Annotated in this window: 13 protein-coding genes; 4 read left to right on the top strand and 9 right to left on the bottom strand. The window is 75.2% G+C overall.

Features of this window, described 5'->3' with window-relative positions; all coding sequences use genetic code 11:
* Window positions 1–63 precede the first annotated feature (63 nt).
* On the top strand, window positions 64–1356 hold the full coding sequence (locus MNZ29_RS05075; protein ID WP_242337607.1) for a serpin family protein: 1293 nt from the start codon (window positions 64–66) through the stop codon (window positions 1354–1356).
* A gap of 45 nt (window positions 1357–1401) precedes the next feature.
* Here the strand turns inward: MNZ29_RS05075 and MNZ29_RS05070 are convergent, their stop codons facing one another.
* The 4 genes from MNZ29_RS05070 to MNZ29_RS05055 all read right to left on the bottom strand — a co-directional run bounded on the left by MNZ29_RS05070 (window position 1402) and on the right by MNZ29_RS05055 (window position 5196).
* Window positions 1402–1869: a GNAT family N-acetyltransferase gene (locus MNZ29_RS05070; protein WP_242337606.1), complete on the bottom strand. Its 468-nt coding sequence runs from the start codon at window positions 1867–1869 to the stop codon at window positions 1402–1404.
* A 114-nt stretch (window positions 1870–1983) separates the two neighbouring features.
* A complete protein-coding gene (locus MNZ29_RS05065; protein ID WP_242337604.1) occupies window positions 1984–2502 on the bottom strand; it encodes a hypothetical protein in 519 nt (172 codons plus the stop codon).
* Window positions 2503–2576: 74 nt separating this feature from the next.
* Window positions 2577–3923 carry a sigma-54 dependent transcriptional regulator gene (locus tag MNZ29_RS05060; RefSeq protein ID WP_242337602.1) on the bottom strand — a complete coding sequence of 449 codons (1347 nt, stop codon included), beginning with the start codon at window positions 3921–3923 and terminating at the stop codon, window positions 2577–2579.
* A complete protein-coding gene (locus MNZ29_RS05055; RefSeq protein ID WP_242337600.1) occupies window positions 3898–5196 on the bottom strand; it encodes a nitrogen regulation protein NR(II) in 1299 nt (432 codons plus the stop codon). The genes MNZ29_RS05060 and MNZ29_RS05055 overlap by 26 nt, the downstream gene beginning before the upstream one ends.
* 336 nt (window positions 5197–5532) lie before the next feature.
* Between MNZ29_RS05055 and MNZ29_RS05050 the strand changes: the two genes are divergently transcribed.
* The 3 genes from MNZ29_RS05050 (at window position 5533) to MNZ29_RS05040 (ending at window position 7180) form a co-directional block, all read left to right on the top strand.
* On the top strand, window positions 5533–5724 hold the full coding sequence (locus MNZ29_RS05050) for a hypothetical protein (protein ID WP_242353415.1): 192 nt from the start codon (window positions 5533–5535) through the stop codon (window positions 5722–5724).
* A 58-nt stretch (window positions 5725–5782) separates the two neighbouring features.
* The gene (locus tag MNZ29_RS05045; protein WP_242353413.1) at window positions 5783–6412 is read left to right on the top strand and encodes a hypothetical protein; all 630 of its coding nucleotides are present in this window, start codon (window positions 5783–5785) and stop codon (window positions 6410–6412) included.
* Window positions 6413–6613: 201 nt separating this feature from the next.
* Complete coding sequence (locus tag MNZ29_RS05040) at window positions 6614–7180, top strand: outer membrane beta-barrel protein (protein WP_242353410.1); 567 nt, start codon at window positions 6614–6616, stop codon at window positions 7178–7180.
* A 338-nt stretch (window positions 7181–7518) separates the two neighbouring features.
* On the opposite strand, the gene MNZ29_RS05035 is transcribed toward MNZ29_RS05040, so the two are convergent.
* The 5 genes from MNZ29_RS05035 to MNZ29_RS05015 all read right to left on the bottom strand — a co-directional run bounded on the left by MNZ29_RS05035 (window position 7519) and on the right by MNZ29_RS05015 (window position 13876).
* Window positions 7519–9456, bottom strand: coding sequence for a M3 family metallopeptidase (locus MNZ29_RS05035; RefSeq protein WP_242353407.1), 1938 nt, complete (start codon window positions 9454–9456; stop codon window positions 7519–7521).
* 95 nt (window positions 9457–9551) lie between these two features.
* Window positions 9552–10550: an NAD(P)H-dependent glycerol-3-phosphate dehydrogenase gene (locus MNZ29_RS05030; protein ID WP_242337591.1), complete on the bottom strand. Its 999-nt coding sequence runs from the start codon at window positions 10548–10550 to the stop codon at window positions 9552–9554.
* 205 nt (window positions 10551–10755) lie between these two features.
* The gene (locus MNZ29_RS05025; RefSeq protein WP_242353405.1) at window positions 10756–11844 is read right to left on the bottom strand and encodes an FAD-dependent monooxygenase; all 1089 of its coding nucleotides are present in this window, start codon (window positions 11842–11844) and stop codon (window positions 10756–10758) included.
* Window positions 11841–13619 (bottom strand): AMP-binding protein, encoded by a 1779-nt coding sequence (locus MNZ29_RS05020; RefSeq protein WP_242353393.1) that lies wholly within the window; start codon window positions 13617–13619, stop codon window positions 11841–11843. The genes MNZ29_RS05025 and MNZ29_RS05020 overlap by 4 nt, the downstream gene beginning before the upstream one ends.
* Complete coding sequence (locus tag MNZ29_RS05015) at window positions 13616–13876, bottom strand: acyl carrier protein (protein ID WP_242353391.1); 261 nt, start codon at window positions 13874–13876, stop codon at window positions 13616–13618. The genes MNZ29_RS05020 and MNZ29_RS05015 overlap by 4 nt, the downstream gene beginning before the upstream one ends.
* Window positions 13877–13888: the final 12 nt, after the last annotated feature.

Raw genomic sequence — 13888 nt, 5'->3', positions numbered from 1 at the left:
CCCCGCGCACAAGGCGTGAAATCGCCCGTCCGCGCTGCTACGCTGCGGCGCGGAGGTACCTCCATGACGCTCTCCCGCGCTGCCTTGCTGGCGGTCACCGCGCTCACGCTCTCGAGCGCCTGCGGCGGCGGATCGAGCCCGACGCCAGCGCCCTCGGCGCCCGGCGACCGGATCGGCTCCACCGAGGCGCGGGTGACCGCTTCCGCTCCACCGGCCGATCTCGCCGCCGCGGTGGGGAGCAACGGAGCGCTCGCGCTCGACCTGTACCGCGTGCTCGCGTCCGAGGCGCAGGAGAACCTGTTCTTCTCCCCGCAGAGCATCACCTTCGCGCTCTCGATGACCTACCCGGGCGGTTCCGGCGCGACCGCCGCCGCGTTCGAGCAGACCCTCCACGTCTCGATCCCGGAGCCTCGCTACCACCGGGCGATGAACGACCTCGACCGGCAGCTCCGTTCTCGCGGCGAGAACGCGTCCGGCGCCGACGGTCAGCCCTTCCGGCTGCGGCTCGTGAACCAGCTCTTCGCGCGGAAGGGCTTCACCTTCGAGCAACCGTTCCTCGACACGCTCGCCGGGGAGTACGGCGCGGACGTGCGACTCCTCGACTTCGGGAGCGCGCCGGAGCCCGCCCGCGAGGCGATCAACGCGTGGGTGGCGGAGGAGACCGAGGACCGCATCCCCGACCTCTTGCCGGTCGGGACGATCGACACAGACACCGTGGCCGTGCTGGTGAACGCGATCTACTTCAACGCGGCCTGGGCCAAGAAGTTCGACCCCGCCCTCACCCGCGACCGCGAGTTCACGCTCCTCGACGGCTCGCGGCTCCTCGTGCCCACGATGGCGAGCGGCGACCTGCCCACCCGGGCCGCGCAGGTGGCGGGCGTGGAGGTGGTGGAGCTCCCCTACGACGGCGGCGAGCTCTCGATGCTGCTCCTCGTCCCGCCCGCGGGCGGGCTCGCGGCGCTCGAGGAGCAGCTCACGCCGGCGCGGCTCGAGGCGTACCTCGCCGCGCTCCGGGACGAGCACCTCGCGCTCACGCTCCCGCGGTTCGAGGTGCGAAGCTCCCTGCAGCTGAAGCCGCCGCTCACCGCGCTCGGGCTCGGCGTCGCGTTCGGCGACCAGGCGGACTTCTCGCGCATGTCGACCGAGGTGGGCCTGCGCGTCTCGGACGTCGTCCACCAGGCGTTCGTGAAGGTGAACGAGGCGGGCACCGAGGCGGCCGCGGCGACGGCGGTCATCGTCGGACCGACGAGCGCGCCGGTCACGCGAACGGTCGCGATCGACCGACCTTTCGTGTTCGCCATCCGCGACCACGCCACCGGCGCGCTCGTGTTCATGGGACGCGTCGTGCGTCCCTGAGCGGTCCGCGGGAGGCGCGCGTCGCCCGCCCCCGCAGCGCGGCCCTCAGATTCTCTTGCGCAACCGCACGCGCGGCTCGCCCGGGCCGTCGTAGTCGGGCGAGTGCCCCACCCCGCCGTCGCCCCGGAGGAGCTCGAACCCCATCGCGGCGTGGAACGCGAGCGACCCTTCGTTCAAGGGCGAGGTGACCCCCTGCACCTCGGTCACCCCGAGCGCGCGGACCGTCTCGAAGAACCGCTCGTAGAGCGTGCGGCCCACGCCGGCGGCGCGGAAGACAGGGTCGACGCCCACGAAGTGGATGTACGCCTGCTCGGGGGAGGTCTGCGACTGGAAGCCGGCCAGGAAGCCGCAGAGCTTCCCGTCCGCCTCGGCCGCGAAGCTCGTCGGCCGGAAGTGGACGAAGAAGAGCCGCGGGAGCATGTCCGCCATGCGCCTTCCGCCCCACCAGTCGTTCAGCACCCGGATGATCGGGCCGTAGTCCCCGGGCTCGAGGTGACGGATCGTGATCGTCATCGGCGCCTCCGCACGCCCAGTATCGGCCGATCCGCGGCGGCGCGGAAGGCCGGAGGCGAGCGCAGGAACCGCCCGGGAACCATCGTGGGCCGCTTCCGGCCTCGCGAAAGCCGGCTACGGCGCGCAGAGCCCGCCGCAGTCCGCGCCGCTCGGCGGCGCGCAGTCGTCGCGCGGATCGTCGACGCAGGCGCGGCCGTCGGGGCACGGAAGCCCGGCGACCCCGCCGCAGAAGACGGGCGCGACGCAGACGCCGTCGCAGCCCGCGTCGGTCGGAAAGGTGCAGCCGTCGCCGGGCAGGTCCACGCAGACGAACTCCCCGGAGCACGCGCGCCCGCTCTCGGGGCCGCAGCGCACCTGCGAGGGGCACTCGTGGATCTCCCAGCCGCACTGGCCGCCCGCGTGCTCGACGCAGCGGCCCGTGGGCCCGCCCGTGCTCCCGTCGGCGCAGATCCAGTTCGGCATGCCGAGGGCGGGCCCGCAGGCGGCGCGATCGCACAGGACGACCGCACCGTCGGACGCGGAGGCGCGGCGCTCCTGGTCCGCGGCGCACGCCGCAGCGAAGAGGGCGAAGAGGACGAGGAGCGGGGTGCGCATGAGCGACTCGGGCGCCGCGGCAGCGCGGGCGACCTTCATCCTAGCGTAGTGAGGACCGTCCAGTGACCCTTCGCGAGCGGGCCCGTCCCGGGCGGGATGCGGTGCGAGGCGCGTCAGGCGAAGCCGTACTTCTTCAGCCGGTCGATGAACGCGGAGCGGCTCAGGCCGAGGCGCCGCGCGGCCTCGGACTGGTTTCCTCCGGTCGCGGCGAGGGCCTTCACGATGAGGCTGCGCTCGACCGCGTCGAGGTGCTCCCGGAGCGAGAGGGTGCCCTCCGGCGGCGACTCCGCCCCGGGCTCCTCCGGAGCGGCCGCGGGCGGTCGGCCGAACGCCTCCGGACCGAGCTCCCCGCTCGAGCCGAGCGCGACCATGCGTGCGACGGCGTTCTCGAGCTGCCGCACGTTGCCGGGCCAGTCTGCGCTCCGCAGGGCGGCGAGGAGCGCGGGCGAGAGCCGCACGTCCTCCATGCCGAACCGCTCCGCGTACCGGCGCGCGAACTCGGCCGCGAGCGCCGGGATGTCGTCCCGGTGGTCGCGGAGCGGCGGCACCACGAGCTCGACGACGGCCAGCCGGTAGAAGAGGTCCTCGCGAAAGCGCCCGGCGCGGACCTCGGACTCGAGGTCCCGGTTCGTGCACGCGACGACGCGCACGTCCACCTTCTCCACCCGGCCGGCGCCCACCGGCTGGATCTCGCCCTCCTGCAGCGCCCGCAGGAGCTTCGCCTGGAGCGGCAGCGGCAGCTCGCCCACCTCGTCGAGGACGAGCGTCCCGCCGTCGGCCTGGGCGAAGAAGCCGCGCCGGGCCTGCGCCGCGCCGGTGAAGGCGCCGCGCGCGTGACCGAACAGCTCGGCCTCGGCGAGCTCGGCGGGGATCGCCGCGCAGTTGAAGCGCACGAGCGGTCCGGCCGCGCGCCGGCTCTCGGCGTGGAGCAGCGAGGCGACGAGCTCCTTCCCGGTGCCCGTCTCGCCGCGGACGAGCACGGTGATGTCCTTGGGCGCGAGCCGGCTCACCGCGTCGAGCAGGCGGCGCATCGCCGGCGTGTCCGCGACGAGGCTCCGCCCGATGGCCTTCTCCGCGGCGAGCCGCCGGTTCTGGGTGCGGAGCGCGCGCGCCTCGAGGGCGCGGTCGATCACGAGCGACATCTCCTCGATGTCGTAGGGCTTCGTGACGTACTCGTAGGCGCCGGCCTTCATGGCCCGCACCGCCACGCGCTCCGAGCCCTGGGCCGTGAGGAGCACGACGGGGAGCGCCTCGTCCTGCTCGTGGATGGCGTGGACCAGCGCGAGCCCGTCCATCTCGGGCATCGCGTAGTCGGTGACCACAGCGTCCACGCCCTCGAGCCGCTCGAGCGCCTCCTTCCCGGAGCGGGCGAGCACCGGCTCGTGGCCGAGCGAGCGGACCAGCTCCTTCAGCGCGTACAGGACGGGCGGATCGTCATCCACGAGCAGCAAGCGGGGCATCGACGCACCTCACCGTGGGTTCGCGCGGCAGGGACGCGCTCGCGACCGTGCCCTGGCCCGGCACGCTCCGGTACTCGAGCGCGCCGCCGTGCTGCACGAACACGCCGCGGGCGAGGAGCACGCCGAGCCCCGTCCCCTCCTCGCGCGTGGTGAAGAACGGAGTGCCGACGCGGTCGAGCACCTCCGGCGGCATGCCCCGGCCCGTGTCGCTCACCTCCACGCGGACCTGGCCGTCTCGCTCTCCGATCTCGATCTCGACGCGGCCCTTCCGCGGGGTCGCCTCGATCGCGTTCGCGACGAGGTTCAGGAGCGCCTCCTTCAGGCGTCGCGGATCGGCCACGAGCTCCGCGTCGCCCTGCCGGCGGAGCGACACCCCGGCGCTCTCGGCGCGCGCCTCCAGCACGGCCAGGGCCTCGTCCGCGACGGCGCCGAGCGCGACGGGCTCGGGGCGCAGGGTGTCGAGCGGACGCGAGAAGGACAGGTACTCCTGGAGGATCTTCTGGATCCGCTCGACCTCGCCCTCCACCACCTGGAGCCGCTCCCGGATCTCGGGCTCGTTCGCCTCGCGGGCCGAGAGCTGGACGAGCGCCTTGATCGCGCCGAGCGGGTTCCTGAGCTCGTGCGAGAGCTTCGAGCTCAGGAGCTCCAGCTCGCGGGCGCGCGCCAGCGCCTGCGCGGCGATCTCCTCGCGGGAGCGGAAGATCTGGCCGAAGGTCGACTCGACGGTGCGCGCGAGGAGCGACATGTAGTCGGTGTGCAGCACCACCGACACGAGGAGGAAGCCGAGCGCGGAGAGGCTGTAGAGCGGATCCGGGATGACCGGGCCCAGCCAGGCCTGCGGGACGGCGAACATGGCGGCGACGAGCACCACGAGCGCCGTGAGCGCGGCGAGCGTGGCCCGGCAGATCCCGCGCCGGATCGTGAACTGCGACACCGCGCCCATGAGGGCGATGAGGACCGGGCTGTGCAACCCGCCCGTCGTCGCGATGGCGATGACGATGAACGCGAACGGCTGGCGCTCGTCGCCCTCGCAGGCGTTCGCGACGCGCTCGCTGAGCGCCCGCGCCACGTGGGAGAGGAGCAGCGCGCCGAGGATCCCTGCCAGCACGGCGACGCGCCAGGGGGGGTACCCGGTCGCGGCGAGCGCGGCGCAGAACGCCAGCCAGACCGCGTAGAAGCCGGCGAACAGGAACCACCGCGTGCGCTTCCAGCGGCACTCGACGTTGGCGGCGATGACGCGCCTCCAGCGCGCGGCGTCCAATCGCTCCGGCATGACTCCTCGTGGAGTCGCAAGATCCGGGCCTGAGCCGCGAGCGGGGTCGAGCATGGGCCGCCATCATGCCGTGGGTCCGGCTCCGTTGCCACGCTGCCGGGAACGCGGACGATCTCGCGCCGGAACCTGTCCGCGAACCCGGCAGCCCGCCTGCGCGCCGCGCCTGCCGAGCCGTGCAGGCCTGCGACTCGCGCCGTGGCACGAGGCATGTAAAGGCACGCTCGCGTGGCGCCTGCGCGGGTGCCGCGCCGCCGGCGGACCGAGCCCAGGGACGCTCCCTGCGGCGGCGCGCCCGCGCGGCGCCACCCTTGGATGACCACGGAAGGGAGCGCGTTCATGAAGAGGCTCGGGCTCGCGGCGTCGCTGCTGGGGGTTTCGCTCATCGGGGCCGAGTACCGGAGCGCGGCGGCCCCGGCGGGCACGCCCGCGGAGGACGCGCCGGCCGCGGTCCCGGTGACCGCGACCACCGCGCGAGTCCATCCCGCCAGCCCCCGCGCGAGCGGCTCGCCCCGGTCCGCGGGGGAGTGAGCGCCGGGCGACCCCCGCGCCGCGGCGCCGGCCGCCCTCGACCGCGAGCAGGCCGTCGATGACCGGCGCGACCCGCGCGCTCGTCGCGGCCGCCATCGCCGGGTCCGCGCTCCGGGCCGGGGCACAGGACGGACCACGGCGCGCGCAGGATGCGGCCCTGGAGGTCAGGCTCTCGTCCGGCTACGAGCAGGCCTTCGGCGAGATCGGCTACGCGCTGCCGTCGCTCGGCGACTACGGCGGGCCGGGCGCGGCGCTCGAGCTCGCCGTGGCCTGGCGGCCGGTGGCGGCGTTTGCGCTCGGCGTGTTCGGCACGGGAGGGCTGTACGCGCGCGGCGGTGAGCCGCCGGCGAGCGCCAAGGTCTGGAGCATCGCGGGGGGAGCGCAGGCGGAGCTCCACGTCGCGCCGGACGAGCGCTGGGATCCGTGGATCGCGCTCGGCGTGGCCCTTCGCCGCCACGGGGTGGAGCGGGAAGGCGGGACCGAGTCGTTCGACGGCCACGAGGTCCTGCGGCTGCGGCTCGGCTTCGACCGGCGCTTCGGCGCACGCTCGACGCTGGGCCCCGTCGTCGCGGTCGCCCTGGCGCGGTTCACCCGACACGAGCGTCCGGACGGCAGCGCGGTGGACGTGCCGAGCCCGTCGCTGGGCCTCATCGCGTTCGCCGGCCTCTCCGCCGCGTTCGATCTGTGAGCGCGGCCGCGGCCGGTGTGCGGAGTTCCGACGGCGGCTCGCTCGCGACTGTCGCCGTTCCCGACGCGTGGCGCGCGCTCGCGCCGGCCGCCCGCGCCGATCCTCCCGGCGTTTCGCCGCCGCGCGCGCAGCGCCGCGCCGGGCGCGGGCCTTGCAGCACCGGCTGCGCGTCGTCTCAATTCACTTCACGAGGAACACAAGATGAAGAAGCTGCTCGTCATCACCGCCGCCGTCATCGCCTTCGCGTCGACCTCCGCGCGCGCCGAAGATCCTTCACGGAAGCTCAGCATCGCGCCGTTCGTCGGAGCGTTCGTCGGGACCGGCGACCAGCGCGATCTCCTCGACGACTCCGTGCTCACCGGCCTCACCCTCAGCTACGAGGTGCATCCCTACGTCGCGATCGTCGGCGCGGTCGGATGGTCGCCCACGCAGGTGAAGGCGCTCGGCGAGGACCTCGACCTCTTCCAGTACGACCTCGGCGTCCAGGGACAGTACCCGGTGGCGCTCGCGCAGGGCTGGACGCTGAAGCCGTTCGTGGGGATCGGCGCCGGCGCGCGCACCTACAGCTTCCGCGATCTCGACGTGGACTCCGAGACCGACTTCGCGGGCTACGTCTCCGCCGGCGCGAACGTCGAGCACGGGGCCTTCGGGCTCGGGCTCACCGCGCGTGACTACGTGACGGCGTTCGACGGCCTCGCCTCCGCGACCATCGACCAGACTGCGCGCAACGACCTCGGGCTGTTCGGGTCGGTGAGCGTCCGCTTCTAGAAATACGGGGGCTGCGCCCCCGCCCCGCCGAGCGGAGCTCGTCGGGGCCCCACCCCTGCGCGCCGGGTCCCGTGCGCCGCCGCGAGCGGCTTCGCCGCTTCCGCGGCGTCGCCCCCCCCCCGCGCGGGGGCGCCCGGGGCGCCGCCGCGGGCGGCTTCGCCGCTTCCGCGGCGCCGCCCCGGCGGGCTCGCTTCGCTCGCCTGTCGCGAATCACGATGGGCCTTTCACTTCCCGGCGCCCCGCGCCGGCCGAGAGTCGCAGGTGCAGCAAGGCGCCCACGCGGCCCCCCCTCCGCCGCCGCGTGGGCGCTGCAGTCTTTCTGCGTGCGCTGCTCGCCCCTACGCGTTCAGCCACTGCTCGTACGCGTCGAACGCGTGGGGCCTCCCGAGGAAGTCCTTCACGAGCTCGGCGGCGGGCTTCGAGCCGCCGGGCTCCAGGATCGCGCGGCGGTAGCGGCGGGCGGGCTCCGGATCCATGAGCCCCTTCTCGCGGAACGGGCCGAACAGGTCCTTCGCGATCACGAGCGACCACATGTACGTGTAGTAGACGGCGGAGTAGCCGTCGAGGTGCCCGAAGGACTCGTGGAAGTAGGTCCCGTCCACGTGGCGGAACGGCGTGTAGCGCTCCTGCAGCTCCGCCACGAGCGCGGTCGTGTCGAGGCTCTTGGGGTCGCGCCGGTGCAGCTCGAGGCTCGTCGCGGCGTAGAACATCTGCTGCCGCACCATGAGCCCCTTGCCGTACTCGTCGGCGGCCTTCATGCGCCGGACGGCGTCGGCGGGGAGCGGCGCGCCGGTGTCCACGTGGCGCGCGAAGCCGGCGAGCACGCCGGGATCCCACACCCACTCCTCCAGCATCTGCGAGGGCGCCTCGACGAAGTCCCACTCGGTGGCCACGCCGGACTGCCCCGCCCAGCGCGTGTGCCCGCCGAGGACGTGGTGGAGCAGGTGGCCGAACTCGTGGAAGAACGTCTTCACGTCGCCGTGCTCCATGAGCGCGGGCGCGCCGCCCTGCGGGCGCGGGAAGTTGCAGACGAGGACGCCCTCCGGCAGCTGCCGCCCGGCCTGGCCGGAGGCGAGCGTGAACTGGGCGTAGTGCTTGTACTTGCCGTCGCGGGGGTGCATGTCGAGGTAGACGCGCCCGACGAGCTTCTCGCCCTCCACCACGTCGTACGCCTCGACCTCCGCGTGCCAGACCGGGGCGTCGGGCACCGGGCGGTACGCGATGCCGAACAGCCGCCCCGTGACGTCGAGGACGCCGTCCTTCACGCGGGCGTAGTCGAGGTAGGGGCGCACCGACTGCGAGTCGAACCCGTACTGCTCGGCCTTCACGCGCTCCTGGAGGTAGGCGCTGTCCCAGGGCTCGACGCGCTCGGCGCCGGGGACGTCCTCGCGCTTGCGGGCGAGGAGCTGCCCGAAGTCGCGGCGCATCCGCGCCTCCGCGGCCCGGGCGATCTTCTCGACGAACTCGGCGGCGGCGCGGTCGCTGCCGATCATCTTGTCCTCGGTGACGTAGGCCGCCCAGCTCTCGTAGCCGAGGAGCCGCGCGAGCTCGGCGCGGCGCGAGAGCATGCGCGCGAGCACGTCGAGGTTCTTCGGGTGGCCCCGCAGGCGGTACAGGCGCCAGAGCGCCTCGCGGGCGCGCTCGCTCCGCGCGTACGTCATGAACGGCACGTAGTCGGTGTTGTCGGTCGTGACGACGACCTTGCCCTCCGGGCCGGCCGGATGCGCTCGCCGCCAGTCCTCGGGCAGCCCGTCGAGCTCCGCCGGCGCGAGCTCGATGCGCCGCACGTCGTCCTTGATGTTGCGCCCGAACTCCTGGCCGATCCGCACGAGCTCCTCGCGGAGGGCACGGACGCGCGTGCGGGTGGCCTCGTCGCGATCGACGCCGGCGCGGCGGAAGTCGCGCAGGCTCTTCTGGAGGTAGTAGCGGGTCGCCCCGTCCTCCCCGGAGACGTCGAGCGCCGCGATCGCGTCGTACAGGCCGCGATCGAGCGAGAGCTCGGTCGAGAGCGCGTCGATCTCCTGCTCCGAGCGCTCGGCGGCGTCCCGCATGCGCGGGTCCGGGTGGACGTTGCGGGCGAGGCTCGCGCGCGAGGCGGCGTCGGAGAGCGCCCCGAAGGCGGCGTCGAAGGCGGCGAGCGCCGCAGGCGCGGCGCGCGGCGCCGGCATCGCCTTCAGCCGGTCGGCCTCCGCGCGGGCGCGATCCATGTCGCGGCGGCAGCCGCGCTCGAACTCGTCGGGGGTCCCGCACAGCGCGCGGGAGGCGTCGGGGCTCATTCGCATAGATTAGGGGACGCTCCGGCCGAGCGCACGCGCGTCCGCGCAGGAGCGAGGACGCCCACCGCAGGTTCGGGATCGTGCGCCGAGCCGCGTCACATCTCCGGCTTCGTCTCGCGCATCATGATCGCCGTGACCGCGTCCCGCGGCGGGACGTTCTCGTAGAGGACCCGGTACACGGTGTCCGTGATGGGCATGTCGACGCCGAGCCGGCGCGCGAGGTCGCGCGCGCTCTTGGCGTTGCGGATCCCCTCGGCGACCTGGCCGAGCTCCTTCTGGATCTGCTCGGCCGTCTTCCCCGCGGCGAGCCCGCGCCCCACGGTGCGGTTGCGGGAGAGGTCCGACGAGCAGGTGAGCACGAGGTCGCCGAGGCCGGAGAGCCCGGACAGGGTGAGGGGGTTCGCGCCCTTGCGGACCGCGAGGCGGGTGATCTCGGCGAGGCCCCGCGTGATGAGCGCCGCGAGCGCGTTCGCGCCGAACTCGAGGCCGTCGGAGATGCCGGCGGCGATCGCGACCACGTTCTTCACGCAGCCGCCGATCTCCGCGCCGACGACGTCGCTCGAGGTGTACGGGCGGAAGGTGCGGGTGTGGAACGCGTCCTGGACCTGCTTCGCCACCCGGTCCCAGCGCGCGGCCACGGTCACCGCCGTGGGGAGCCCCTTCGCGACCTCCTTCGCGAACGACGGGCCCGAGAGCACCGCGATGTAGGGGTGGAGCGGCACCGGCAGGACGTCCTCGAGCACCTCGCTCATGGTCATGAGGGTGTCGAGCTCGATGCCCTTCGCGACGCAGACGACCGGGGTGCCGGCGTGCACGTGGCGCTTGGCCTCGATGGCCACCTGGCGCACCGCGTGGGAGGGGACGGCGACGACGACCAGCTCCGCCCCCTCGAGCGCCCGGGTGATGTCGGGGGTGGTGAGGAGCGAGGGCGGCAGCGGCGTGCCGGGGAGATAGCGATCGTTGCGGTGGGTCTTGGCGATCGCGTCGATGACGGCGTGGTCCTTGTCCCACGCCGTGACGGTGTACCCCTTGGACGCGAGGAGCGAGGCCAGCGCGGTGCCCCAGGAGCCGGCGCCGAGGACGGTGCAGCGCATGATGAGCCCTCCTTGCGGCGGATGGTATGCCGCGGGTGGCCCGCCGGACGCCGGGAACTCCGGGGCCCGCGGGGACGGGGGACATACCCCGAACGCGGCGCATCGTCGAGATGGGCAACGCTTTCGGAGCCTACCCCCGTCGCGCCCGGGGCTCCCGCCGCTCGGCCGGGCGCTCGCGGCGCACGGCTCGAGGCGCCGGGAGAGGTCACCCCACGGCGAGGCGGACCGCCCGCTCGAACGGCGCCGGACGCGAGGCGGCGAGCGCGAGCATGCGGTGCCGGAGCGCAGGGTGCCGCGTCAGGCCGAGCACGATCCGGGTCCACGCCCAGTAAGGGGCGAACCTGCGGCGCCAGGCGCGCTCGTACGGCGCGAGCGCCGCGCGCGTCGCGCCCTCGCCGAGCGCGGCCGGCAGGAGCGCCGCGAGATCGAGCGCGCAGCCGAACGCGAGGGAGAGCCCCTCCCCCGTGACCGCGTCGAGGTAGCCGGCCGCGTCGCCGAGCAGCACCAGCCGGTCGGCGATCCGGGCGCGCGCCCGCCGCGCGAGCGGCCCCGCGCCGCGCGGCGCGGTGATCGCGGGTGCGCCCTCGAGCAGGTGGGCGAGGGCGGGGAAGCGCGCGAGGAGCGCCTCGTACTCGACCGGCCCCTGCCGCTCGAACAGGAAGGCCACGTCGACGCGCCGGGCGCCGACGGGCGTCACGTAGGCCTCCGCGCCCGGCCCGAAGTGAACCTCCACCGCCTCCGCCCAGGGCGGGATGGCGAAGTGGCGCCGGACGCCGTAGCGGGCGGGGCCGGAGGCGGAGCGCTCGAGCCCCTCGCGGCGGCGCACCGCGGAGGAGAGCCCGTCCGCCGCGACGAGCACCTTGGCGGGGACGTCGCCTGCGGTGGAGACCGCCCAGATCCGGTCGCGCTCGCGCCGGTGCGCGTGCACGTCGCCCTGGACGAGCTCCGCGCCCGCCTCCCGCGCCCGCGCCGAGAGCGCGGCCGAGAGGGCCGTCCGGCGCACTCCGAGCCCGCCAGGCGCCGGGAGCCTGAGCCGGGCCGCGTCGTGCCGCTCGATCCAGCGGATCTCCTGGAAGGCCGCGGTGTGCTCCGGGTCGAGCCGGCCGGTGACCCCCAGCGCCGCGAGCGCCCGCACGCCGGCGGGGAGGATCCCCTCCCCGCACGCCTTGTCCACCGGCCCCTCGCGCTTCTCGAGCACCGTCACCGAGAGCCCGCGCCGCGCCGCCGCGATCGCGAAGGCGAGCCCGGCGGGGCCGCCGCCCACCACCACGGCGTCGCGCAGGAGGCCTCTCACGCGGGCCGCCGCCGGCGCACCCGGGCCTGCGCGAGGGCGAGCTCGCCGCGCAGGAGCGCGAGCGCGAGCCGGAGCGTCGTCGCCCGGCGCGGCGGCACGAGGGTGCCCGCGAGGAAGCGCCGCAGGGCCTCCCCGCGCCGGAGCTTTCCGGAGGAGGTGCGCGGCAGGGTCCCCGGCTCGAGGAGGCGCACCGTGTGCGGCGCGATCGCGGTGCGCTCGAGCACCGCCCGCCGGATCTCCGACTCCGCCGCCGGGTCGTCCCGGGCCCCCCGCGCGCGCTCGGCGAGGATGGCGAGCGCCTCGCCGCCCTCGCCGTCCCCCTCGCCGAGGGGGACGAAGCCGACCGCCACGGCGCAGCCCGGCCGGACCGCCGCCACGCCCGCGAGGGCCGCCTCGAACTCGTCGGGCGCGTGGTTCGCGCCGCGCACGATGACGACGTCCTTCGCGCGCCCGTGCACGTACAGCTCGCCCCCGAGCGCGAACCCGAGGTCGCCCGTGTCGAGCCAGCCGCCCGAGAGCGCGCGCCGCGTCGCGGCGGGATCGCCGAGGTAGCCCTGCATGAGGGACGGCCCGCGCACGAACACGCGCCCGAGGCGGCCCTCCCCGGCGAGCGCTCCGTCCTCGTCGCGGATCTCCACCTCGACGCCCGCGATGGGCGGGCCCACCGAGACGAGCTCGCGCGGCCCGGGCGCGACGGTGCCGTCGCGGGCGAGGCGCGCGGGATCGACCCGGCGCCCCTCGAGCGGCCGCCCGCGCGGGCTAAAGGTGACCGCGAGCGCCGCCTCGGAGAGGCCGTAGACCGGCACGAGCGCCGCCGGATCGAGGCCGTGCGGCCCGAAGCGCGCCGCGAACCTCCGCATCGCCTCCGCGGAGACCGGCTCGGCGCCGTCGAGCGCGAGGCGCCAGCTCCCGAGCGACAGCCCGGCGAGCTCCGCGTCCTTCACGCGATCGGCGCAGTAGGCGTAAGCGAAGCTCGGCGCGACCGAGATCGTGCCCTGGTGGCGCGCGATGGCGCGGAGCCACAGCGCGGGGCGCGCGAGGAAGTGCTCGGGCGCGATGAGCACGAGGCGGCCCGGGTAGCTCATCGCCGCGAGCAGGCAGCCGATGAGCCCCATGTCGTGGTAGAGCGGCAGCCAGGAGACGAGCGCGTCGTTCGCGTCGGGCCGGACCCGCTCGACGAGCGCGTCCACCTGGGCCTCCAGCGCGGCGTGGGTGAGCGCGACCGGCTTCGGGTCCACCGTCGAGCCGGACGAGAACTGCACGAGCGCGAGCGCCTCGGGCTCGGAGGCGCGCGAGAGTCGACCGGTCTCCTGCGAGAGCTCCGCCGCGTCGGCGCAGCCGAGCGGCGGCGCCGCCCGCGCGATGGCGCCGCCGAGGAGGCGCCGCACCGCGCCGGAGGAGACGACGAGCCGCGCGCCCGACACCTCGAGCATCCGCGCCGTCTGCGCGAGGTACTCCTCCATCCGGCCGAGCCTGACCGGCGGATAGAGCGGCACGGGCACCGCCCCGGCGAGCCACGCCCCGAAGAACGCGTCCAGGAAGGCGGGCTCCGTGCGGAGCACGATCGCCACCCGATCGCCCGGCGCCACGCCCCGCGCCGCGAGCGCGGCGGCCACCCGCTCCGCGCGGTCGGCGACCTCGGCCCACCGGAGCGTGCGCTCGCGCTCGTGGAGATCGACGAACGTGACGCCGCTCGGGTGGCCCACGGCCGCGCGGAGCGCGTGCGCCAGCGTCGGGGAGCGCGGCGCGGGCGCCGGTGGCCCCACGAGCCTCACCGGGCCGGCTCCGGCGCCTGGGCGGGGATGAGCGCCGCGTCCGAGCGCGCCGCGACGAGCCGCGCGAGATCCGCGAGCGTGCGCGTTCCGGCCGCGTCGTCGTCCTCGAGGACGATCCGGAAGCGGTCCTCCACGGCGACGACGAGCGAGAGGAGCTGGAGCGAGTCGAGCGCGCCCGCGAGGGCCGCGTCGGGCGCGGGCGTGGCGTCGCCGAGCCGGAGCTCGTCGCGCGCGATGCGGAGGATCTCGTGCGCCACCCTTGCTTCACG

This window comes from Anaeromyxobacter sp. SG64 (assembly GCF_022690745.1).
Taxonomy (GTDB): Bacteria; Myxococcota; Myxococcia; order Myxococcales; family Anaeromyxobacteraceae; genus Anaeromyxobacter; species Anaeromyxobacter soli.
Note: the sequence above shows the minus strand (reverse complement) of the source record. Positions and strands in the feature narration are given on the sequence as shown.

Coding starts and splice junctions, on each gene's coding strand:
- MNZ29_RS05075 (WP_242337607.1), top strand. CDS start 64: ATGACGCTCTCCCGCGCTGCCTTGCTGGCGGTCACCGCGCTCACGCTC.
- MNZ29_RS05070 (WP_242337606.1), bottom strand. CDS start 1,869: ATGACGATCACGATCCGTCACCTCGAGCCCGGGGACTACGGCCCGATC.
- MNZ29_RS05065 (WP_242337604.1), bottom strand. CDS start 2,502: ATGAAGGTCGCCCGCGCTGCCGCGGCGCCCGAGTCGCTCATGCGCACC.
- MNZ29_RS05060 (WP_242337602.1), bottom strand. CDS start 3,923: ATGCCCCGCTTGCTGCTCGTGGATGACGATCCGCCCGTCCTGTACGCG.
- MNZ29_RS05055 (WP_242337600.1), bottom strand. CDS start 5,196: ATGCCGGAGCGATTGGACGCCGCGCGCTGGAGGCGCGTCATCGCCGCC.
- MNZ29_RS05050 (WP_242353415.1), top strand. CDS start 5,533: ATGAAGAGGCTCGGGCTCGCGGCGTCGCTGCTGGGGGTTTCGCTCATC.
- MNZ29_RS05045 (WP_242353413.1), top strand. CDS start 5,783: ATGACCGGCGCGACCCGCGCGCTCGTCGCGGCCGCCATCGCCGGGTCC.
- MNZ29_RS05040 (WP_242353410.1), top strand. CDS start 6,614: ATGAAGAAGCTGCTCGTCATCACCGCCGCCGTCATCGCCTTCGCGTCG.
- MNZ29_RS05035 (WP_242353407.1), bottom strand. CDS start 9,456: ATGAGCCCCGACGCCTCCCGCGCGCTGTGCGGGACCCCCGACGAGTTC.
- MNZ29_RS05030 (WP_242337591.1), bottom strand. CDS start 10,550: ATGCGCTGCACCGTCCTCGGCGCCGGCTCCTGGGGCACCGCGCTGGCC.